Consider the following 21,946-nt stretch of genomic DNA (forward strand, 5'->3'; position numbering starts at 1 on the left):
CGCCCGCCCGCGGCCGGCACGTGTCTCCCGGCGGGTGCCGTGCCCGAGGGTGATGTCGTCCACCAGGCCGCACTGCGCCTCGGCCGGGCACTCGACGGGCGGACGCTGATCCGCTCGGACTTCCGGGTGCCGCGCCACTCCACGGCCGATCTCACCGGGCGTGCGGTGCTGGAGACCGTCTCACGCGGCAAGCACCTGCTCACCCGCGTCGAAGGCGGCCTGACCGTCCACACCCATCTGAGGATGGACGGGAGCTGGCAGATCTCGCCCTCGGGGCGGGGAGGACTGCCCCGGGGCGACGTCGTCCGCCTGGTGCTGGCCAACGCGGAGTGGCAGGCGGTGGGGGTCCGGCTGGGCATGGTCGACCTGGTACGCGCCGAGGAGGAGGAACGACTCGTCGGGCATCTCGGACCCGACCTGCTCGGAGGTGACTGGGACGAGGCCGAAGCCGTACGGCGGCTGGCCCGGCGGCCTGAGACGAGCATCGGGGTCGCGCTGCTCGATCAGCGCAACCTGGCGGGAATCGGCACCATCTATCGCGCCGAGACGCTTTTTCTCACCGGGGTGTGGCCGTGGCGACCGGTGGGTGCGGTAAAGGATCTGGAGGCGATCGTTTCGCTAGCGCGACGGTTGATGGACGCGAACAAGGAGCGCCCGAACAGGACCACGACGGGCGACCCCCGTCCGGGACGGGGCACCTGGGTCTACGGCAGGGCCGGGCGGCCTTGCCTGCGCTGCGGGCATCGGATCAGTCGCGGGGAGATGGGCGCACAGCCGCAGGAACGGCTGATCGTCTGGTGCCGTCACTGCCAGCCGGAAGAACCGACCGGCTAGGCGGCGACCATGTCGTTGACCTCGGGAAAGACGGAGTCGGGCACGGTCTCGGGAATCGGCAGACGCTCCCGCTCGGGGACATCGCCCGCCAGCACCGGGGCGTGCTGGAGTTCGGCCAACGCGAACTGGTCGGAGACCTCACGGAGAACCTGTGAAAGCGGCACGCCCAGGGCACCGCAAATCGACGCGAGCAGCTCTGAAGAGGCCTCCTTCTGGCCACGCTCCACCTCGGACAAGTAGCCAAGAGAAACCCGAGCCAGTGTGGACACCTCACGCAGGGTGCGACTCTGCCGCACCCTCAGCCGCCGCAGCACGTCACCGAGCAGCTGACGCAGCAGGACCATCTGTCGCTCCCTCCCCGGCGCGGATGCCTTCGCGACACTCCGCGCTATCGGTTCGTGCCGCCCGTTCTTCGAACGCGACCCTTGGTACATACTCCTCGCCGTCATCATCGCTTGACCTTTACCTCACTCACAGTTCCACCGTACCTGTATCCACCGACGCCGCGGCAGACCATGGTGAGCATGTTCGCTGGGGACGTAACGCGGTAATCACCCGGAATGTTCCCCCACGTTCGCCTCCAGCACACCTCGAAGAAGGTCTACGGCCTCATTCACCGTCGATTCCCGGATCTGCTCACGAGTTCCCGCGAGTTGCGGGTCCCGGTGCCATACCCGTCCGTCCGGACCGCTAACGGCCAGATGAACCGTACCGACCGTTTTACCATCCTGTGGTTCGGGACCGGCCACACCGGTGACGGCCAGACCGTAGGTGGAGCCGGCCAGCAGGCGCACCCCGGTCGCCATGGCGGCGGCGACCCGCGGGTGCACGGCGCCCTCACGGTCGAGCAGGTCCGCGGGAACGTTCAGCAGCCGCCGCTTGAGCTCGGTGGAGTAGGAGATGACCCCTCCCAGGAAGGCCGCGGAGGCTCCCGGCGGCTCCGTGAGGGCCGCACCGATCAACCCGGCGGTCAGTGACTCGGCCACCGCCACCGTCTCGCCCCTGCGGATGAGGAGGGAGAGGACCGTGGTGGTCGCGAGCAGGCGGTGGTTCATACGGCCCGCGCCCGCTTCGCGACCTGCCTGAGCTTGATCGCCCGGATCACGTAGTCAAGGCCGGTGCCGACGGTGACGACGGCCGCCGCTCCCATGACGACCCAGCGGACCGGGTCGGGCACGCCCGGCCAGATGTAGGAGACGATCGCAGTGATCTGCAGGACGGTCTTCACCTTCCCACCGTAACTGGCCGGGATGACGCCGTGCCGGATGACCGCGAACCTCAGCGCGGTGACGCCCAGCTCCCTGCCCAGGATCACGACGGTGACCCACCAGGGCAGCTCCCCCAGCACCGACAGGCTGATCAGTGCGGCACCGATGAGGGCCTTGTCGGCGATCGGATCGGCGATCTTCCCGAAATCGGTGATCAGGCCGTAGCGGCGAGCCAGCTCGCCGTCGAGCAGGTCGGTGAGCGAGGCCACCATGAAGACCACCAGCGCGGCGACCCTCCAGCCGGATCCCGGCAGGAAGAGGCAGGCCGCGAAGAACGGAACCATCGCCAGTCGTATCACCGTCACGACATTGGCGATGTTCCAGGCGCTCACCTTGGGGCGCGCGGGTGCCGCTGTCGAGTCGGTGCCGGTCTCTGGCGTGTTGGTCATACGCTCTCCCGGCCCGGTGGCGCGTTCATGGGGCCGCCTTGATACGGGCGATCAGGTCGACCCCCTCCGAGTCGACCACGACGGCCCGGACGATCTGGCCGGGGACCAGTCCGATGCCCTGGACCGTCACCGAGCCGTCGACCTCGGGCCCCTGGTGGGCGGCGCGGCCCTCGTATCCGCCGTCGCCCAGGTCCTCCTCGATCAGGACGTCGACCTCGGTGCCGATCCGCTCCTCGGCCCGCTGGGCCATGAGCTCCTCGGCCAGCTCGGTGAGCGCGGACACCCTGGCGTCGACGATCTCCTGGTCGAGCTTGCCCGGGAGCGAGGCCGCCTCGGTGCCCTCCTCGTCGGAGTAACCGAAGATGCCGATCACGTCGAGCCTGGCCTTCTCCAGGAAGCCCACCAGCTCGCCGAACTCCTCCTCGGTCTCGCCGGGGAAGCCCACGATGAAGTTGGAGCGCACGCCCGCCTCGGGAGCGTGCGCGCGGATCGACTCCAGGAGGTCGAGGAAGCGCGCGGGGTCACCGAAGCGGCGCATCCGGCGGAGCACGGGACCGCTGGCGTGCTGGAAGGACAGGTCGAAGTAGGGGGCCACCCCCTCCGTCGAGGAGATGATCTCCAGCAGCCCCGGGCGGAGCTCGGCGGGCTGCAGGTAGCTGACGCGCACCCGTTTGATGCCCTCGGTCGCGGCGAGCGAGGGCAGCAGCTTCTCCAGCGCCCGCAGGTCGCCCAGGTCCTTGCCGTAGGAGGTGGAGTTCTCGCTGACCAGCACCAGCTCCTTGACGCCCTGCTCGGCCAGCCAGGCGGCCTCGCCGAGGAGTTCCTCGGAGCGGCGCGAGACGTACGCCCCGCGGAAGGCGGGGATGGCGCAGAAGGTGCAGCGCCGGTCACAGCCGGAGGCCAGCTTCAGCGAGGCCACCGGCCCTTCGCCCAGGCGCTTGCGGAGCGGCCGGGGACCGCTGGCGGGTGCCAGGCCCTCGGGCAGCTCGCCGTGGCCGGGAATGGCGGTCTTGGGGGCGGCGGCACGCTCCACCGGGGAGATGGGCAGCAGGGTCCTGCGGTCACGGGGGCTGTGCGGGACGAGCGGCCTGCCCGCCAGCACGTCGTCGAGGCGGGTGCCGATCTCGGTGTAGTCGTCGAAGGAGATGACCGCCGCGGCCTCGGGCAGCGCCTCGGCGAGCTGGTCACCGTACCGCTCCGCCATGCAACCCGCGGCGACCACCTTGGCCCCGGAGTCGGCCGCGGCGAGCAGCGTGTCGATGGAGTCCTTTTTCGCTGAGTCGATGAAGCCGCACGTGTTGACGACGACGACGTCGGGATCGTCGTCGCCCAGCTGCCAACCGGCAGCCTCAAGACGAGCGGCGAGCTCTTCGGAGTCGACCTCGTTGCGTGCGCAACCAAGTGTGATCAGCGATGCGGTTCGGCGGGATGACATGGTGAACACTACGGTATCGGGAGTTGGCCACTACCCGATGCACCTCCCCCACTCCAGCACCGCCGCATCCCCGTCCGCCCCGGGTGTCCCGCCGTGAGGACGGGGGTCCGGAAGGCGAGGAGCACCGCGCCGACCAGGGACGTTCACCCGGCCGGGTGACCCCCGGGCCCGGCCGGAGCCGTCACCGCGGCCCCGGCGGAACTCCCGGTCGCCACCTCAGCGCTCCTTGGCGGCGGGGGCCTCGTAGGAGCGGTTGACGATCTGCCCCGGACTCCCCGGGGCGCCCAGGCTCTTGCCGTTCACCTTCAGGGTGAACGCCCCTCCGTCGCCGAAGGTGACCCTCATCCTGTCCTTCGCCTTCCAGGTCGAGGTCTTGCCCTCCTTGAGGGTTCCGGAGAAGAGCCTCTTGCCGCCCGCGTCCTCCACGTCCAGCCAGGAGGTGCGCTCCGCCCTGACCTGGAGGACGACCATGTCCTTGCGCTTCTTCTCGGCCAGGGACGCCGCCCGGCCCGGTGAGCCGGGAACGCCGCCGACCGGCGGCGGCAGCGCGGCCGGCACCGGCGCGGGGTGGACGTCCGCTATGGGCGTGTCGCCCCCGCCCATGGTCCGTACCACTCCGAAGATGACCACGATGCCCAGCGCCACCGCCATGGCCGTCGTCCAGTTGGGCGAGCGACGCTCACGGATCTTCAACGGCATGTCGGCCTGGAAGACGCTGGACGCCCGCACCGGCAGCGGGACACCCCCGTGTTGCTCGTCGTAGCGGTGCACCAGCGTCTCCGGATCGAGCCCGACGACCTTGGCGATGTTCCTTATATGTCCCCGCGCGTAGAAGTCACCTCCGCACTGGGAGAAGTCGTTCCTCTCGATCGCCTGGATGAGCACCTCGCGGATGCGTGTCCGCGCGCTCAACTGCCCAACGGTCATCCCCATAGACCGCCTGGAATCCGCCAGATCGCTTCCAATGCCCATGGCGCACGCCCCCCAGCCCCCGACGTTGCGTAGCGGTTCCCATTCAATCAGTAACCGGACGGAAGGTGTGCGGCGGGGGGTCCGTTCCCTCCCGGTGTGTCATCCTCCACGCAGGTCGGCCAGCAGACCGGGAAGCTCGTCGGGCTTGACCATGACCTCCCGGGCCTTCGACCCCTCGCTGGGCCCGACGACGTTCCTGCTCTCCAGCAGGTCCATCAGCCGGCCCGCCTTGGCGAAGCCCACCCTGAGCTTGCGCTGGAGCATCGAGGTCGAGCCGAACTGGGTGGTCACGATGAGCTCGGCCGCCTGGATCAGCAGGTCGAGGTCGTCGCCGATGTCCTCGTCGATCTCCTTCTTGGAGGTCGTCGCGGCGGCCACGTCTTCGCGGTACTCGACGGTCATCTGGGCCTTGCAGTGCCCGACGATCTCGCCGATCTCCTTCTCGGAGACGAACGCGTTCTGCAGTCGCATGGGCTTGCTGGCGCCCATCGGCAGGAAGAGCGAGTCGCCCTGACCGACGAGCTTCTCCGCGCCCGGCTGGTCCAGGATGACCCGGGAGTCGGCCAGCGAGGAGGTGGCGAAGGCCAGCCGGGAGGGGACATTGGCCTTGATCAGCCCGGTGACCACGTCCACCGAGGGGCGCTGGGTCGCGATGACCAGGTGGATGCCGGCCGCGCGGGCGAGCTGGGTGATGCGGACGATGGAGTCCTCGACGTCGCGCGGGGCGACCATCATCAGGTCGGCGAGCTCGTCGACGATCACCAGCAGGTAGGGGTAGGGCTGGTAGACCCGCTCGCTGCCCGGTGGCGGCACCAGCTTGCCCGTGCGCACCGCCTTGTTGAAGTCGTCGACGTGCCGGAAGCCGCTGGCGGCCAGGTCGTCGTAGCGGCGGTCCATCTCCCCGACCACCCATTCCAGGGCCTCGGCGGCCTTCTTGGGGTTGGTGATGATCGGCGTGATGAGGTGCGGGATGCCCTCGTAGACGCTGAGCTCGACCCGCTTGGGATCGACCAGGACCATGCGGACCTCGTCGGGGGTGGCCCGCATCAGGATCGAGGTGATCAGGCCGTTGACGCAGACCGACTTTCCGGCACCGGTGGCACCCGCGATGAGCAGGTGCGGCATCTTGGCGAGGTTGGCCACTATCGTGCGCCCCTCGACGTCCTTGCCCAGCCCGACGATCATCGGGTGGTGGTCCGCCTGGGCCACCGGGGAGCGCAGGATGTCGCCCAGGGAGACGAGGTCCTTGTCGGTGTTGGGGATCTCGACGCCGATCGCCGACTTGCCGGGGATCGGAGACAGGATCCGGACGTCGGCCGACTTGACCGCGTAGGCGATGTTCTTGGTGAGCGCGGTGACCTTCTCGACCTTCACCGCCGGGCCGAGTTCGATCTCGTAGCGCGTCACCGTCGGCCCCCGGGTGAAGCCGATCACCTGGGCGTCGATGGCGAACTGCTCCAGCACGCTGGTCAGCGCGTTGACGACCACCGTGTTGGCCTTCGTCTGCGGCTTGGGGGCGGTGCCGGGGCGCAGGAGCTGCGACTCGGGCAGGGTGTAGGGGCCCGCCTGCGGGGACAGGACGAGCTGCTCGACCTTGCGCGGTGCCGGGGTCGGAGCGGGAGGCTCGGACGTGTCGGCCCTGACCTGCGCGGGTTCGGCCTCGTCCACCAGGCCGGGCACGATCTCCGGGGAGTGGTCTCCGAGCCCTCCCGGCGACTCGGCGACCACGGGCGTGTCGTAGGGCTTGACGTGGTCGCCCGGCTCGGTCCCGCCGGGGTCCGGCTTCTTGCGGGCGGGAGACCGCTTTTTGGACGCCCGCGGCGCGGTGGGCAGGTCCCGGTTGAAGAGCATGTGCCTGATCTCGGCCAGCCGCTCGGGAACCCGGTGCACAGGGGTGGCGGTGATCACCAGAATGCCGAAGCCCGACAGGATCAGCAGCAGCGGGATGGTGATGAAGGGGGGCAGGATGCTCGCCGGGGGCGCCGAGACGATGAAGCCGATCATGCCTCCGGCGGCCGCCACCTTGTCCATGCCGTCCGAGCCGCCCCCCGAGGGGTACGGCGTGTCGTGAACGACGTGCACGACGCCGAGCACACCGATGGTGAGGGCGGACCACCCGATGATCATCCGGCCGGTGTCGGCGTTCTGGTCGGGGTGCCGCAGCAGCCGCCAGGCCAGCAGCACGAGCAGGATCGGGACCAGCCAGGTCAGCGATCCGAAGACGGCGCGCATGACCTCGTCGACCACCGTGGAGACCGTGCCGGTGTTCTCCCGCCAGGTCATGGCCGCCAGCACGATCGCCCCGGCGAACACCGCCAGGCCCAGCCCGTCGCGGCGGTGGACGGGGTCGAGTTCGCGCGCGTTCTGCCCCAGGGCCCGCGCGGCGCTGCCGATGCCTCCCGCGAGGAGCATCCAGATGCCCATGAACAGCTTGCCGATCATGGTGAGCACCCAGCTGATCGGGTCGTGCTGCGGCGAGGCCGGCCTGCGGGCCGCACCCGCTCCCCTCCCCCGGTTGGCGGACGTCCGCCGAGCGGGGGCCGTACGGGCCTGGGAGGCGCCCGAACGACCGGGGGAGCCCTTGCCGGGGGGCTTTCCTGAGGAGCCTTTAGACGTACGGGTGGCCATGCTAGGGAGGTTAACGAGACGGGTGGTGGATTGCTCGCCGACTCGCCGGAAGGGCACCCTCTCCCCAATCTTTCACAAAATCGGCTGATATCTCGTGAACAGTGATGAAGAGCACTAAAGATCCCATTAATCCCTAGGAAAGCGCATTCCATTCTATGTATTGACATTGTGTTTCATGTAGTAGAACCTCCTCACCAACAGGGCGTTGGGAGGAGACACATGTCCGCACTCGACTGGTCCGTTCTGGGCGCGTACTTCCTTGTCATGGTCGGCATCGGCGTGTGGTCGAAGAGCCGCATCAGAAACGTGATCGACTTCTTCACCGCGGGAGGCCGCATCCCCTGGTGGCTGTCAGGCATCTCCCACCACATGTCGGGATACAGCGCGATCATGTTCGTGGCGTTCGCGGCCGTCGCCTACGACTACGGGCTCGCGATGTACGTCTGGTGGGCGCTGACGATCGGAATCGGCGTCGGCATCGGCGCCTTCGTCTGGGCGGCCCGCTGGAACCGGCTCCGTTCCAAGCACGGCGTGGTCTCCCCGCTGGAGTACCTCGCCCGGCGTTACAACCTGCCCACCCAGCAGGTGCTGGCCTACAGCGGCGCGCTGCTGAAGGTCGTGGACATCGCCGCCAAATGGGTGGCGATCGCCATTCTGCTCAGGGGCTTCGCGGGCATCCCGATCCAGTGGGGCATCCTGGTCACCGGGGCCGTCACGATGGTCTACATCACCGCGGGAGGGCTCTGGGCGGACGTGCTGACCGACTTCGGGCAGTTCGTCATCCAGGGGGTCGCGGGGATCGCCATGTTCGTCGCGATCATGGCCCACCTGGACGGCGTCGCCACGCTGTGGACCATGTGGGAGAAGCTGCCGCCCGGCCACGGCGACCCGTTCGCCGGGCCGTACACCATGACGTTCTTCCTCGCGCTGCTCTTCATCAAGACCTTCGAGTACAACGGCGGCATGTGGAACCTGGCCCAGCGCTACATGGCCTCCCCCTCCGGTTCGGCGGCCAGGCGTTCGGCACTGCTGTCGAGCGTGCTCTGGCTCGTCTGGCCGCTGGTCCTGTTCATCCCGATGTTCGCCGCGCCGCTCATCGTGCCCGGCCTGGCCAACGCCGAGGAGGCCTACGTGCGGCTGGCGCAGACCCTGCTGCCGCAGGGTGTGATCGGCCTGGTGCTCGCGGGCTTCTTCTCGCACACCATGGCCATGGTCGCCTCCGACGCCAACGTGATCTCCTCCGTCATCACCAGGGACATCGCCCCGGTGATCGTCCGCAGGGTGCGCGAGCTGTCGGAGCGGGCCGAGCTGACCTTCGCCCGGGTCACCACCTTCACCTTCGTGCTGGTCAGCATGGCGATCGCGATCCTGACCGAGGGCCAGGGCGTCGTGTTGAAGATCGTCGTTGACCTGGTCGCGGCGACGATGGGGCCGATCTCGATCCCGCTGATGCTGGGCATGCTGCCGTGGTTCCGGCGGAGCGGCCCGACCGCGGCCATCGCCTCCTGGGCCGCCGGCCTGGGCGTCTGGGCGTACGTCAAGTGGATCGTCGAGTCCAAGGACACGGCCGTGGTCGTCGGCCTGCCGCTGGTCACCTCGCTGATCCTGTACGTGGCCATCGGGCTGCTGAAGCCGGAGAACCGCGGGGACCGCGACGCGCTCGTCGACTCGCTGTCCACCGATCCCGAGCCGGAGCGGGCCGACTCGGCCCGCTGACGGCCCCGCGACCACCCCCGGGCGCGGCGGCTCCTCCGACCCCGCCCGCCCACCGGCCGGCTCCCCCGCCCCCGAGAGGGCACGGGGGAGCCGGCGGTGCTTTCGAGGGTCCGGACTACTTGTCGGACTCCAGAACGCCGCCGTTGGCCACGTCGGACTTCTCGATCTCGGTGAAGACGACACGCACCGCCTCGCGGCGCGCCTTCAGGATGTCCACGGCCGCCTCGGTCAGCGCGGCCACGAACTCGCGGCGCTGGTCGAGGGTCCTGCCGGACAGGAGTTCGACGGTGATGTTCGGCATGCTGACCTCCGGGCTCATGATGTTGCATAACATGAGATCAGATTTCACTACATAGAACAAGAAGTGGGCATGGCCGTATCGGGCAGGCGGGACGGAGGGGTGACGCGGGCGCGGCGCGGTCAGCCGTTGGGCACCGGCGCGCCGGGGGCACCGAGGGCCGCGGAGACCTCGCGGGCGGCGGAGACGACCTCGGGCGCGAACTGCTCGACGTCCTCGCGGCTCATGTCCATCGCCAGGGCGGAGATGGAGATGCCGCCGAGCACCTGACCGGTGTGGTCGAAGACCGGGGCCCCCACGCAGAGGACGCCGGGCAGGTTCTCCTCGTCGTCGATCGCGTACCCGCGGGACCGTACCAACGCCAGGTCGGCCAGCAGTTCCTCCGGCGTCGCCAGCGTGTTGGCGGTCGGGGTGGGCATGCCGGTACGGGCGCAGATCGCGCGGACCTCGTCGGCGCCGAGCTGGGCCAGGACCGCCTTGCCGATCGCGGTGCAGTGCAGGCGCAGGCTCATGCCGATCCGGGAGGGCATCTGGTAGGGCCTGCGCCCCTCCAGCTTGTCGACGTAGACCGCCTCGTCCCCGCTGCGGATGGCGAAGTGCGTGGTGTAGCCGATCCGCTCGTGCAGGGCGTTGAGCGCGCCGGAGGCCTGACGGGCCGGGTCGAAGCGGTTCATGACCCGGCCGGCCAGCGTGAGGATCCGGGGACCCGGCTCGTAGCCCCCGCGGCCGTCGGCCCGCGCGAACCCCCACTCGACGAGCGACTGGAGGATGCGATGGACCGTTGACTTGGACACGCCCGTAGCGGCGGCTATGTCGGTCACGCGGTGGTGCTCGGCGATCGCCTCCAGCACCGCCAGCGCCTTGTCGATGGAACTGCCTTCCCTGACCACGATCATGAGCCTACTGGTCAGCGCGCCAACCAGCCTCCGTCGACCGCCAGCAGGTGCCCGTTGACGTAGTCGGAGGCGCCGGACGCCAGGAAGACCGCGGCACCCACGAGATCCTCGGGGGCGCCCCAGCGCCCGGCGGGGATGCGCGTCCTGATCTCCGCCTCCCGCACGGGATCGTCCCAGAGCCGCTCGGTGTTGCCGGTCCTGATGTAGCCGGGGGCTATCGCGTTGACCTGCACCCCCGAGCCCGCCCACTCGCAGGCCAGCGCCCTGGTGAGCCCGGCGACACCGTGCTTCGCCGCGGTGTAGCCCACGACGTTGACGCCTCCCTGGAAGGACAGCATGGAGGCGATCATGATGATCTTCCCGGAGCCCCTGGCGAGCATCCGCTTCCCGACGACCTGGCTGAGCAGGAAGACCGCGTCCAGGTTGACGTCGAGCACCTCGCGAAAGGACCCGTAGGGATGCTCGGCGGCCGGGGCCCTGCGGATGATCCCCGCGTTGTTGACCAGCACGTCGACCGGCCCCAGGCGCCCGGCCGCCGCGCCTACGGCTCCGGGGTCCGACAGGTCGAGGATCCACCGGGAGGCCCGCCTGCCGGTCTTGCGGACCTCGGCCTCCACCTCGTCCAGGTCGTCGTCTCGGCCGTGCAGCACGATGTCGGCCCCCGCCGCCGCCAGGCCCACCGCGAGGGCCCGCCCGATCCCGGTCCGCGCGCCGGTGACGAGCGCGGTCCTGCCCTCCAGCGAGAACATCAGCGCAGCTCGCCGATCTCGACCTGCTCCATGTCCTCGAAGGCCTGGTTCTCCCCGCCCATGGCCCAGACGAAGGAGTAGCTCCTCGTGCCGAAGCCACAGTGCACCGACCAGGACGGGGAGATGACCGCCTGCCGGTCCGCGACCACCAGGTTGCGCGTCTCCTCCGGGCGCCCCATCAGGTGGATCACCCGTTCGCCCTGCGGCAGATCGAAGTAGAGGTAGACCTCGGTCCTGCGCTCGTGGGTGTGGCAGGGCATGGTGTTCCACATGCTGCCGGGTTCGAGCACCGTCACGCCGAGCACGAGCTGGCAGCTCTGGATGCCCTTGGCGTGGATGTACTTGTAGATCGTCCGGTCGTTGGAACCGTCCCGGCCGCCCAGCCGCACCGGCTCGGCGTCCCGCGTGGTCGCGGCGGCCGTCGGGAAGGTCGCGTGCGCGGGGGTGGAGACCAGGTAGAACGCGCCCCCCTCGAAGCCCACCTCGCGGGCCCCCCGGCCGGCGTAGAGGCACTCCCCGTGGGCCAGCGGGTACGCGGTGCCGTCCACGGTCACCGTGCCGGGCTCGCCCACGTTGACCACGCCGAGTTCGCGGCGCTCCAGGAAGTACGCGGACCTGAGCGGATCGGGGCAGTGCAACCTCAGCGGCTCGTCTCCGGGCAGGGCTCCGCCGACCACGATCCGGTCCTCATGGGAGTAGAGCAGGCGGACCTCCCCGGGTACGAAGAGCCGCTCCACCAGGAACCGGCGGCGCAGCCAGTCGGTCGTCATCCCGGTGATCTGGTCGGGTGCCGTGGCGTGCCGTACCTCCATCGACCCTCCATTGTTCTATTACACGGAATTACAAGCTGCTACATAGAACAATGTGAGCATACAACGGCGCCCCTCTCCGCGCCCACCACCGGCGCCCGGAAAACGGTCCCCTCCGGAGCCGGAACCTTCCCCACCCGGCCCGGATCCCACGTGTATCGGACCACCGCTGAACGGACGAGAGGCGAAACATGACCGGCGTGACACGGACGGCGATCCGCCTGACGGCGGGCACCCCCTCGCGGCCGTCCGTCTCCGGTCCGGCGACCGCCGGAGGGTGCGTGACCGCGACTTCACCGAGCCGCCGAGGAACGCCGGGAGGACGGCGGGCGGGGCCTGCTTCCCGCGCGGCGTCCGCCGGCCCGCCTCGACCGGCGGAAGGGATGGCACCCGCGTCCGTACGACGACCGGTGCGGCCGCCGTACGGAGGTGAGGATCAGACCTCGATGACGACCGGAACGATCATCGGGCGGCGGCGGTAGGTGTCGCTCACCCAGCGCCCCACGGTCCTGCGGACCACGCGGCGGACCTGCTGGATGTCCACCACCCCGTCGGCCGCGTTCTCCTGCAGCGCCCGCTCCACCTGCGGCAGGATGTCGTCGAACATGGCCGGGTCGATGCCGGACCCCCTGGCGTGGATCTCCGGGCCCCCGGCGAGCTTGCCGGTGGCGGTGTCCACCACGATGACGATGGAGATGAAGCCCTCCTCGCCCAGGATGCGGCGGTCCTTCAACGCGAAGTCGGTGACGTCGCCCACCGAGGTGCCGTCCACGTAGACGTAACCGGCGGGAACCGCGCCCACGATCTTGGCCCGGCCGTCGACCAGGTCCACCACGACGCCGTCCTCGGCGATCACGATGTGGTCGTCCGGCACCCCGGTCAGCGCGGCGAGCTTGGCGTGCGCCCGCAGGTGGCGCCACTCGCCGTGCACCGGCATGAAGTTGGACGGCCGCGTCAGGTTGAGCACGTACAGCAGCTCGCCCGCGGCGGCATGCCCGGAGACGTGCACCTTCGCGTTGCCCTTGTGCACCACGCGGGCGCCCCAGCGGGACAGGCCGTTGATCACGTTGTTGACCGCGGTCTCGTTACCCGGCACCAGCGAGGACGCCAGGAGAACCGTGTCGCCCTCGGCGATCCGGATCGGGTGATCGCGGTTGGCCATCCGCGACAGCGCCGCCATCGGCTCGCCCTGGGATCCGGTGCAGATCAGCACCACGTCCTCCGGCGGCCAGCCCTCGATCTCCTTGGAGTCGACGATCAGCCCCGGCGAGACCCTCAGGTAGCCCAGGTCACGGGCGACGCCCATGTTGCGCACCATCGAGCGACCGACCAGCGCGACCTTGCGACCGTGCTTCTCAGCCGCGTCGATGACCTGCTGGACACGGTGGATGTGGGAGGCGAAGCTCGCCACGATCACGCGCTTGCCCGCCGTACGGACGACCTCGTCGATGACCGGCGCGATCTCCCGCTCACTGGTGACGAAGCCCGGTACCTCGGCGTTGGTCGAGTCGGACATCAGCAGGTCGACGCCCTCCGCGCCGAGCCTGGCGAACCCGCCCAGGTCGGTCAGCCGCCCGTCGCTGGGCAACTGGTCCATCCTGAAGTCACCGGTGTGCAGGACGATGCCCGCGGGTGTCCTGATCGCGACGGCCAGCGCGTCCGGGATGGAGTGGTTGACGGCGAGGAACTCGCACTCGAACGGCCCGAACCTGTGCCGCTCGCCCTCCACGACCTCGCGCTTGACCGGCTGGATGCGGTGCTCGGTGAGCTTGGCCTCGATCAGCGCCAGCGTCAGCTTCGATCCCACGACCGGGATGTCGCGGCGCTCGCGCAGCAGGTACGGCACGGCACCGATGTGGTCCTCGTGCGCATGGGTCAGGATCACGGCCTCGACGTCGTCCAGGCGGCCCCGGATGTACTCGAAGTCGGGCAGGATCAGGTCGATGCCGGGCTGGTCGGGCTCGGGGAACAGCACCCCGCAGTCGACGATCAGCAGACGGCCCTCGTACTCGAACACGGCCATGTTGCGGCCGATCTCACCGAGGCCGCCCAGAGCGACGATGCGCAGGGCGCCTTCGGGCAGCATGGGCGGCGGCCCGAGTTCAGGGTGGGGGTGACTCATCGGGCCACACCTCTCTCAGCGGTCTCACATGCGACAAAGGCCCCCGTGGACAGCAGGACCACTCTCTCGCCGAGCACCCCGCCCCCAAGCGGACCAGTGTGTCTTCTTTCTCGCAAACTCTCGTTCCTCCCGTATGCGGCCGGTGAGGGCCGCGGTCGTCACTCTCATGTCACAACTTCGTCGGACAGCTTCACACCGCCCGTGATCAAGTCTTCGCGCAGCCTGGCGAGCTGCTCATCGGTCGCCTCCACCAGAGGCGGCCGCGTCGGTCCCGCGGGCTGCCCCACCAGGCTCAACGCCGCCTTCGCCATGATCGCGCCACCGGCCTGCATCATGATCCCGGAGACCACGGGGAGCAGCCGGCGGTGGACGGCGAGCGCACCCGCCACGTCCCCGGAGCGGTACGTCTCGATCATCGCGGCGATCTCCGCGCCCGCGACGTGGCCGATCACGCTGACACATCCCACGGCCCCCACCGACAGCCACGGCAGGTTGAGCGTGTCGTCACCCGAGTAGTAGGCGAGGCCGGTGGACGCGATGACCTGCGAGCCCTCGAACAGGTCGGCCTTGGCGTCCTTCACCGCGACGATCCGCTCGTGCCCGGCGAGCCGCGTCAGCGTCTCCCGCTGGATCGGCACACCACTGCGACCTGGGATGTCGTAGAGCATGGCCGGCAGGGCCGTGGCGTCTGCCACTGTACAGAAGTGACGGTAGATCCCCTCCTGGGGGGGCTTGCTGTAGTACGGCGTCACCAGCAGGAGACCGTGGGCCCCGGCGCGCTCGGCGGCTCGGGCCAGTTCGACACTGTGGTGCGTGTCGTTGGTGCCGGCTCCGGCGACGACCGTGGCCCGGTCGCCGACCGCCTCGACGACGGCGCGCAGCAGGCGCTCCTTCTCCTCGTCCGTGGTCGTCGGGGACTCTCCCGTCGTGCCGCTCACGACAAGGCCGTCGTTGCGCTGCTCGTCCACCAGATAGGTGGCCAGACGACGCGCTGTCTCGTAGTCGACCGCTCCGTCACTCGTGAACGGCGTGACCATGGCGGTCAGCATGCGGCCGAAGGGGGCGTCGTAGGTTCCAGTTGGCGCTGCCATAGACCGAACGCTACCTGGATCCGCTGAAACGGTGGACCCCGCCACCCCGCCTAACCTCCGTCCACCGATGGGCCCAAGAGTGAGCATCTCCCCAAGGTGCCCGCTGCACACCGTACACGCGGATATACGACGCCGCGGCGGGGGACTCCGATCCGCACTCGTCACGGGGCTCCGGGCCCGCCACGCGGCCGGAACCGTGCACATCGACCCGGGGATGACCTGGGGTGATCAGGGGCCGACGACGACATCCAGGACTTCACATCCGGTTACATGGTTAACGATACTTTTGTCCGCTTCGGCGGCGACGGGGAATTCCTTGAAGGAAAAGAGGCCGCCGATATGTGCTCGGGGGTACACACATCGACGACCTCTACCGTTGAATCGGCGCTCCTTACGCGGGCGTTACACGGTCTCTGAGATATTTTTGGGCACTTCTGGGAGCGGCACGCAAAGTTGGAGTTCCAAATCTCCACCATCACCCTGCGTTGCGCATCGAATACGACAGGATGGGACAACGCCCCAGAACCCAGGGATGGACACGTGGCAAGCTCCGATCCTGTCTACCTGCGCGTCGTCGCCGACATCCGGCGCCAGATCGTCGACGGCTCCCTTCCCCCCGGCGCCCCGATCCCCTCTCGCGCCCAGCTGACCAGGAAGTACGGCGTGGGCGAGACCGCCGCCAGGCATGCGCTGCGGGTGCTCACCGCCGAAGGCCTGATCGTCGGCCGCGTCGGCTCGGGTCACTACGTGCGGGAACAGCCGGCGCTGCTCCCGCTGCACCGCTGGCGCTTCCACGACCACCACGCCCCCTTCGCGGCCGACATCCAGTCGCAGGGCACCCGGGCCACCTGGGACTGGCGGGCCGAGCCCGCCGACGCCACCCCCGACATCGCCCACCGCCTCCGGCTGGACGAATCCGCCCCGCTGACCCGCACCCGCTACGTCTTCCGCGGCGACGGCAAGCCGATCCAGCTGACCACCTCCTACGAGCCCGCCGAGTTCGGCGAGCCTGTCACCGAGGAGAACCCGCGCAGCCTGATCGCCCGCCTGTCCGCCTTCGGCGTCAAGATCACTGAGGTCGTCGAGCAGGTCCACACCCGCGTGCCGCAGCCCGCGGAGAGCGACGCCCTCGCCCTGCCCGCGGGCGTCAACGTCCTGCACGTCGAGCGCACCCACTGGGCCGGAGACCGCCCGGTGGAGACCAGTGACATCATCATCCCCGGCGATCGCTTCCGCCTGGTCTACTCCCACCCCCTGCACCCCTGAGAGACCTCGGCCACCGCCCTGCCCGCGCCTTTCGCCCGGATGGCCGAGAGGTCAGGGGCGGGGACGGGAACGCAGCACCTCCAGGGCGCGGTCCGCATGGGCCTCCATATGGGTCTCACTGTGGATCGCTTCCAGCAGGCGGTGGTCCTCGCCGATGACGAAGGTCATCCGGCGGGTGAGGAAGGGCCCCACCCCGACGGTGCGGCGGGCGCCGAGGCGCCGGGCGACCGCGCCGTCCGGGTCGGACAGCAGCGGAAAGCCCAGCTGGTTGGCCTGGGCGAACCTCGCCTGCCGGTCGACCCCGTCACGGCTGATTCCGATCCTGGTCGCCCCCACGGCGGCGAAGTCCGCCGCCAGGTCGCGGAAGTGGCAGCTCTCGGCCGTGCATCCCGACGTCATGGCCGCCGGGTAGAAGAAGAGCACCACCGGCCCCTTGGCCAGAAACTCACCGAGCCGCCTTGGCGTGCCCGTCTCGTCGAGAAGCTCGAAGTCCTCGACCATGTCTCCCACCGCGAGGTTCATGCCCACGGGTCGTCTCCCTACGCCGTCGGAGGACCTCCGCTCGCACCGCCGGGATCCTCGTACCCGGCCAGAGCGGAAGCCGCTGTGCCGCCCCCATTCTCCGGTGAATCACCGACGGCACAACAGGGCCCCGCCCGCCCCGGTTCTCAGGAGCGGGATCGCTGCGTCAGGGCCACGCAGGCGAGGACCACCAGTGCCGCCGCGATCGTGACCGGGCCGAACGACTCGTCGAGCAGCGACCAGGCCCAGAGCAGCGTCAGCAGCGGCTGGGCGAGCTGGGTCTGCCCGGCGCGGGCGATCCCGCCCATGGCCAGGCCCGCGTACCAGGGGATGAAGCCGAGGAACATCGAGATCAGGCCGACGTACGCGAACCCGGCCAGCGACGCGGCGCCGGGCCGCACGTCGGTGGTCAGCGCCAGCGTCACCGTGATCGGCACGGTCAGCGGGGCGGCGAGGACGAGGGTGTGGGAGATGACCCGCCAGCCGGGGGTCTCCCGGGCCAGCCGCCCGCCCTCGGTGTAGCCGACGGCGGCCGACAGCAGCGCGCCGACGAGCAGCACGTCGGCGCCGGCGATGTGACCGCCCCCCATGCTGAGGGTGAAGGCCGTGATCGCCACGGCACCGAGACCACAGGAGATCCAGAACAGCGCCCTGGGCCGCTCCCCCGCCCTCAACACGGCGCAGGCGGCGGTGGCCGCCGGCAGCAACCCGATCACCACGGCGGCGTGCGAGGTGGAGGCCCCGGCGTCGAGCGCCAGGCCACTGAAGACGGGGAAGCCGAACACCACACCCGCCACGATGACGAGGTAGGACCGGATTCGGGACCTGGGGGGCAGCAGCGGCACCCCGGCGGCGAACAGGAACGCGGCCGCCGCGACCGCCGCGACGGCGGCCCGCCCGACCGCCACCAGGTAGGGGTCGAAGCCCTCCATCGCGAAGACCGTCGCGGGAAACGACCCGGAGAACGCCAGCACCCCCAGCCCCGCCAGCAGGGTCCCCCGCCACGCCGTGCCCCGCGATTCGGGCGGCACCGTTTCCAGGGCTCCGGCCGCTCCGGCCGCTCCGCCGATGCCGTCGACCGCTACTCGATCCGAGACGATAGCGCTACTATTATCCCTCATGAATGACGATAGCAGTATTGCCCGATTGGCCGCCACGCTCCGCGAGGAGATCGACCGGCTCCGTCCGGGCGACAGGCTACCGTCGAGCCGTGAGCTGGTCCGGTTACACAACGTGAGCCCGGTGACCGTGTCGCGCGCGATCGGCAGGCTCTCCGCCGAGGGACGGGTGATCACGAAGCCCGGTAGCGGCGCCTACGTCGCCCCGGTGGTCGCCCACGGCGCCGACAGCGCCGACATGTCCTGGCAGACGGTGGCGCTCGGCGACCGGGTGGTGGACGACAGCGAGGTCAACGGCCTGCTGACCCCTCCGCCGGACGGGGTCATCCCGCTCACCGGCGGCTACCTCAACCCGGCTCTGCGCCCCTCCAGGGCCCTGTCGGCCGCCGCCTCCCGCGCGCTCCGCCGCCTCGACGTCTGGGAGATGCCACCGCTGACCGGCTCCGCGGAGCTGCGCAGGTGGTTCGCCCAGGAGCTGGGCGGCGACGTCACCCCTTCGGACGTCCTCGTCGTCAGCGGCGGGCAGGCGGCGCTCACCCACGCCCTCCGCTCCCTCGCCGCCCCCCAGACCCCCGTCCTCGTCGAGACCCCCACCTATCCGGGCGCGCTGGCCGCGGCGCGGGCGGCCGGTCTTCGCGCGACGGCCGTTCCCATGGACCGTGGCGGGGTCCGGCCCGAACTCCTCGCGGAGGCGTTCGCCATGACCGGCGCGCGGGTCTTCCTCTGCCAGCCGACCCTGCACAACCCCACCGGCGCGACCCTGACCCTCGAACGGCGCGAGCAGGTGCTGGCGATCGCCCGCGCCGCCGGAGCGTTCGTGATCGAGGATGACTACGCCCGTTACTTCACCACGGTCCCCGTACCGCCGCCGATGGTCGCGCTGGACGCCCACGGCACGGTCGTGCACATCAACTCCCTGACCAAGGTCCTGTCTCCCAGCATGCGCCTCGCCGGGGTCGTCGCCCGCGGCCCCGCCGCCCGGCGCCTGAGGGCGAACCAGCTCGTGGAGTCGTTCTTCGTGGCCAGGCCGCTCCAGGAGACCGCCCTGGAGTTCGTCAGCTCGCCCTCCTGGCGACGCCACCTGACCGCGCTGAACACCGAGCTGACGCTCCGCAGGAACACCCTCGCCGCCGCGCTGACCGCCCACATGCCCACCGCCGAGATCCACCTCGTCCCCCGCGGCGGCCTGCACATGTGGGTGCGGCTGCCCGACGAGGCGGACGAGGACGCCGTGGTGGAGGCGGCCAAGAGGGCGGGCGCCCTGGTGAGCCCAGGGCGCATCTACTACCCGGCCGAGCCTCCCGGCCCCCGCATCAGGGTGACCCACTCGGCGGCCGCCCACACGGCCGAGCTGGTCGAGGGCGTTCGCAGACTGGCCACCGCCCTGGACGCCTCCTGACCTTTCGCCCCGCGGGAGACACCAGGACGACGGGTGGCCGTGAACTCACCCTCGACCGGGAAGCGGCCGTCTCCGGCCTCTCCACACTCCCATGATCATGATTGCTCCCACGGTGCGACTCGCGCCTGCGGCCCTCCCCGAACACGCGGTACCGCTTTTCGAGACACCACCCGGGAATCACAACCCCCTAACGGCGTACAGTGGTTGCGGAGAGGAGTGAAGACATGGGCAATCCCGCCGACCTGGTGATCGACTTCGTCAACACCTACGACGTCGAGAGCGACGCCGACTCGATTCCCACCCCCGCGGCGCTGGCCGCCTGGCTCGGCGGGCGGGGCCTGATCCGGCCGGGAGAGGTGGCCGACGAGACGGACCTGGCGACGGCCGCAGGCCTTCGCGAGGGTCTCCGCGCGGCGCTCCGGCACGACCGTGACCGTCCCGGCGGTGAGAACGACCACGAGCCCGGGGCCGGGCTGCCGCGGGCGTTCCCCGCCCTCCCGCTCCGGGTCGCCCTGACCGCCGACGGTCCGGTGCTCGAACCGGTCGTGACGGGAGCGCTCGGCGGGCTGGCCGAGATCGCCGCCGCCGTGATGAGCACCCACGCGTGCGGGATGTGGCCGCGCCTGAAGGTCTGCGCCGAGAGCACCTGCCAGTGGGCATTCGTCGACTCCTCCAAGAACCGTTCACGCTCGTGGTGCTCCATGAGGGTCTGCGGCAACCGCACAAAGACAAGGGCATATCGGGCCCGTCGGCAGACGGAGCCGGGTTCACGTCATCTCTGAGTCGGATTCCCCGATACGGTGTAAGAGCCTGACTCACGGATCCACCCGCCTGATGCCCGCTCGCGTGGCATGAGATCCGCGAGACAGCGCGTTCCGAGGCGACGGCAGACGGCAGAGAAGGAGCGGGCCGAGATGGCAGACGTAGGCGTGCGGGCGGCTCGGCACGAGGATGTCGCCGCGGTGACGAGCACCCAGATCCGCGCCTGGAAGTACGGCTACCGGGATTTCCTTCCCGAAGGACCGCTGGAGCAGATGACCGGTCCAGCGGCCGAGAACATGTGGCGGCAGCAGTGGGACGACGCGATCACCTCGCCACCCAGCTCCCGGCACCGCGTGCTGGTGGCCGTGGAGCAGGTGGTCCTCGACACCGACGCCTTCCCCGCGCTCGGCCCCGGCGGCATCGAGGCCATGGCGGCGATGCAGGGCGCCGAGAAGGTCGCGGGCCTGGCCTCGCACGCCCCGGCAGAGGACCCCGACCTCGACCCGACCATCGCCGGCGAGATGCTCACCTTCCTCATCGACCCCGACCACGTCCGGCGCGGTCACGGTAGCCGGCTGCTCAACGCCACCGTCGACTACCTCCGCGACGACGGCTACCACACCATCGTGACCTGGGTGTTCGCCGACAACTACGCGGTACTCGGCTTCCTGGAGTCCGCCGGTTGGGGTGCCGACGGAGCCGAACGGGTCATCGACATGGGCCGTACGGTGCGGATGATCCGCCTGGCGACCGACATCAGCTAGAGCCGGAGAGGAACACCGCACCCCCATGGCCACCCCGAGCCAGTGGATCGCCGGAGCACGTCCACGCACCCTTCCCGCCGCCGTCGTCCCCGTCGCCATCGGCACCGGAGTCGCGATCGGATACGGCGGAGGGGTGTGGTGGCGGGCCCTGCTGGCCCTGTTCGTGGCTCTCGCCCTCCAGGTGGGCGTCAACTACGCCAACGACTACAGCGACGGGGTGCGCGGCACCGACGAGGGCCGGGTCGGCCCGATGCGCCTGGTCGGCTCGGGTGCCGCGCCGCCCCGCCAGGTCCTCGCCGCGGCCCTCGCCTGCTTCCTCGCCGCCGCGCTGGTGGGACTGGTGCTCGTCGTGGCCACCGGGGCGTGGTGGCTGCTGCTGGTCGGCGCCGCGGCGATCGCCGCCGCCTGGTTCTACACCGGCGGCTCCAAACCGTACGGCTACCGCGCGCTCGGCGAGATCTCGGTGTTCGTCTTCTTCGGTCTGGTGGCCGTGGCGGGCACCACGTACGTCCAGCTCGAGTACCTGCCCCCGCTCGCGGTGGCGGCGGCCGTCCCGGCGGGCCTGCTGGCCTGCGCGATGCTCGTGGTCAACAACCTGCGCGACATCGTGACCGACGGCCCGGCGGGCAAGCGCACCATGGCCGTGGTGCTCGGCGATCGCCGCACCCGCGTCCTCTACACCCTCTGCCTGGTCCTGCCCCTGCTGATCGCCCCCGCGCTGGCGCCCTGGCAGCCGTTCGCGGCGCTGGCGCTGCTCGCCGCCCCGCTCGCCGTCGCCCCGGTGAAGGCGGTCCGGGCGGGCGCCACGGGCCCGGCGCTCATCGCGACGCTCCAACAGACGGGCCGCTTCCAGCTCGGGTACGGGCTGCTGCTGACCATCGGCCTGGCGCTCTGACCCACCCTGGGAC

The 21,946-nt window shown here is 70.2% G+C and carries 21 protein-coding genes; 7 read left to right on the top strand and 14 right to left on the bottom strand.

Annotated features, from left to right (window positions below; translation table 11 throughout):
* Positions 1-39 precede the first annotated feature (39 nt).
* Positions 40-834, top strand: coding sequence for a DNA-formamidopyrimidine glycosylase family protein (locus AB0K21_RS10855; RefSeq protein ID WP_343973777.1), 795 nt, complete (start codon positions 40-42; stop codon positions 832-834).
* Here AB0K21_RS10855 and AB0K21_RS10860 read toward each other — a convergent pair.
* The 6 genes from AB0K21_RS10860 to AB0K21_RS10885 form a co-directional block, all read right to left on the bottom strand.
* Complete coding sequence (locus AB0K21_RS10860) at positions 831-1,178, bottom strand: helix-turn-helix transcriptional regulator (protein ID WP_030904158.1); 348 nt, start codon at positions 1,176-1,178, stop codon at positions 831-833. The two genes, AB0K21_RS10855 and AB0K21_RS10860, sit on opposite strands and share 4 nt — an antisense overlap.
* 207 nt (positions 1,179-1,385) lie before the next feature.
* Positions 1,386-1,889 carry a nicotinamide-nucleotide amidohydrolase family protein gene (locus tag AB0K21_RS10865; protein WP_343973783.1) on the bottom strand — a complete coding sequence of 168 codons (504 nt, stop codon included), beginning with the start codon at positions 1,887-1,889 and terminating at the stop codon, positions 1,386-1,388.
* The gene (pgsA, locus tag AB0K21_RS10870; protein ID WP_343973786.1) at positions 1,886-2,491 is read right to left on the bottom strand and encodes a CDP-diacylglycerol--glycerol-3-phosphate 3-phosphatidyltransferase; all 606 of its coding nucleotides are present in this window, start codon (positions 2,489-2,491) and stop codon (positions 1,886-1,888) included. Before pgsA ends, AB0K21_RS10865 begins: the two co-directional genes overlap by 4 nt.
* Positions 2,492-2,516: 25 nt before the next feature.
* Complete coding sequence (gene rimO / locus AB0K21_RS10875) at positions 2,517-3,926, bottom strand: 30S ribosomal protein S12 methylthiotransferase RimO (RefSeq protein WP_364149228.1); 1,410 nt, start codon at positions 3,924-3,926, stop codon at positions 2,517-2,519.
* Positions 3,927-4,142: 216 nt separating this feature from the next.
* On the bottom strand, positions 4,143-4,898 hold the full coding sequence (locus AB0K21_RS10880; RefSeq protein ID WP_364149230.1) for a RodZ domain-containing protein: 756 nt from the start codon (positions 4,896-4,898) through the stop codon (positions 4,143-4,145).
* Between the two features lie 99 nt (positions 4,899-4,997).
* Positions 4,998-7,526, bottom strand: coding sequence for a DNA translocase FtsK (locus tag AB0K21_RS10885; protein WP_343973795.1), 2,529 nt, complete (start codon positions 7,524-7,526; stop codon positions 4,998-5,000).
* Positions 7,527-7,745: 219 nt separating this feature from the next.
* Here AB0K21_RS10885 and AB0K21_RS10890 point away from each other — a divergent pair, with 219 nt between their 5' ends.
* Positions 7,746-9,242: a sodium:solute symporter family protein gene (locus tag AB0K21_RS10890; RefSeq protein WP_343973798.1), complete on the top strand. Its 1,497-nt coding sequence runs from the start codon at positions 7,746-7,748 to the stop codon at positions 9,240-9,242.
* 115 nt (positions 9,243-9,357) lie between these two features.
* On the opposite strand, the gene AB0K21_RS10895 is transcribed toward AB0K21_RS10890, so the two are convergent.
* The 6 genes from AB0K21_RS10895 to dapA form a co-directional block, all read right to left on the bottom strand.
* Positions 9,358-9,543 carry a tautomerase family protein gene (locus AB0K21_RS10895; RefSeq protein ID WP_364149232.1) on the bottom strand — a complete coding sequence of 62 codons (186 nt, stop codon included), beginning with the start codon at positions 9,541-9,543 and terminating at the stop codon, positions 9,358-9,360.
* A 119-nt stretch (positions 9,544-9,662) separates the two neighbouring features.
* A complete protein-coding gene (locus AB0K21_RS10900) occupies positions 9,663-10,430 on the bottom strand; it encodes an IclR family transcriptional regulator (RefSeq protein WP_343973804.1) in 768 nt (255 codons plus the stop codon).
* Positions 10,431-10,447: 17 nt separating this feature from the next.
* A complete protein-coding gene (locus AB0K21_RS10905) occupies positions 10,448-11,185 on the bottom strand; it encodes an SDR family oxidoreductase (RefSeq protein ID WP_343973807.1) in 738 nt (245 codons plus the stop codon).
* Positions 11,185-11,997 (bottom strand): 5-dehydro-4-deoxy-D-glucuronate isomerase, encoded by an 813-nt coding sequence (gene kduI, locus AB0K21_RS10910; protein WP_364149235.1) that lies wholly within the window; start codon positions 11,995-11,997, stop codon positions 11,185-11,187. Before kduI ends, AB0K21_RS10905 begins: the two co-directional genes overlap by 1 nt.
* A gap of 433 nt (positions 11,998-12,430) precedes the next feature.
* A complete protein-coding gene (locus AB0K21_RS10915; RefSeq protein WP_343973813.1) occupies positions 12,431-14,116 on the bottom strand; it encodes a ribonuclease J in 1,686 nt (561 codons plus the stop codon).
* A gap of 164 nt (positions 14,117-14,280) precedes the next feature.
* Positions 14,281-15,207: a 4-hydroxy-tetrahydrodipicolinate synthase gene (gene dapA, locus AB0K21_RS10920; protein ID WP_364149237.1), complete on the bottom strand. Its 927-nt coding sequence runs from the start codon at positions 15,205-15,207 to the stop codon at positions 14,281-14,283.
* 540 nt (positions 15,208-15,747) lie between these two features.
* On the opposite strand from dapA, the gene AB0K21_RS10925 reads away from it, so the two are divergent.
* Entirely contained in the window at positions 15,748-16,473 is a 726-nt protein-coding gene (locus AB0K21_RS10925) for a GntR family transcriptional regulator (RefSeq protein ID WP_343973818.1), read from the top strand.
* A 51-nt stretch (positions 16,474-16,524) separates the two neighbouring features.
* On the opposite strand, the gene AB0K21_RS10930 is transcribed toward AB0K21_RS10925, so the two are convergent.
* Together AB0K21_RS10930 and AB0K21_RS10935 are read right to left on the bottom strand one after the other, a co-directional pair.
* On the bottom strand, positions 16,525-16,995 hold the full coding sequence (locus AB0K21_RS10930) for a peroxiredoxin (RefSeq protein ID WP_343973863.1): 471 nt from the start codon (positions 16,993-16,995) through the stop codon (positions 16,525-16,527).
* Between the two features lie 146 nt (positions 16,996-17,141).
* Positions 17,142-18,116: a DMT family transporter gene (locus AB0K21_RS10935; protein WP_364149239.1), complete on the bottom strand. Its 975-nt coding sequence runs from the start codon at positions 18,114-18,116 to the stop codon at positions 17,142-17,144.
* Here AB0K21_RS10935 and AB0K21_RS10940 point away from each other — a divergent pair.
* The 4 genes from AB0K21_RS10940 to AB0K21_RS10955 all read left to right on the top strand — a co-directional run bounded on the left by AB0K21_RS10940 (position 18,115) and on the right by AB0K21_RS10955 (position 21,933).
* Positions 18,115-19,512 carry a PLP-dependent aminotransferase family protein gene (locus tag AB0K21_RS10940; RefSeq protein WP_364149241.1) on the top strand — a complete coding sequence of 466 codons (1,398 nt, stop codon included), beginning with the start codon at positions 18,115-18,117 and terminating at the stop codon, positions 19,510-19,512. The two genes, AB0K21_RS10935 and AB0K21_RS10940, sit on opposite strands and share 2 nt — an antisense overlap.
* A gap of 224 nt (positions 19,513-19,736) precedes the next feature.
* Positions 19,737-20,294 (top strand): CGNR zinc finger domain-containing protein, encoded by a 558-nt coding sequence (locus AB0K21_RS10945; RefSeq protein ID WP_364149243.1) that lies wholly within the window; start codon positions 19,737-19,739, stop codon positions 20,292-20,294.
* Between the two features lie 132 nt (positions 20,295-20,426).
* Entirely contained in the window at positions 20,427-21,038 is a 612-nt protein-coding gene (locus tag AB0K21_RS10950) for a GNAT family N-acetyltransferase (RefSeq protein WP_030904184.1), read from the top strand.
* 25 nt (positions 21,039-21,063) lie between these two features.
* The gene (locus AB0K21_RS10955; protein WP_364149245.1) at positions 21,064-21,933 is read left to right on the top strand and encodes a 1,4-dihydroxy-2-naphthoate polyprenyltransferase; all 870 of its coding nucleotides are present in this window, start codon (positions 21,064-21,066) and stop codon (positions 21,931-21,933) included.
* Positions 21,934-21,946 lie beyond the last annotated feature (13 nt).

This window comes from Streptosporangium sp. NPDC049248 (genome assembly GCF_040678965.1).
Classification (GTDB): Bacteria; Actinomycetota; Actinomycetes; order Streptosporangiales; family Streptosporangiaceae; genus Streptosporangium; species Streptosporangium fukuiense.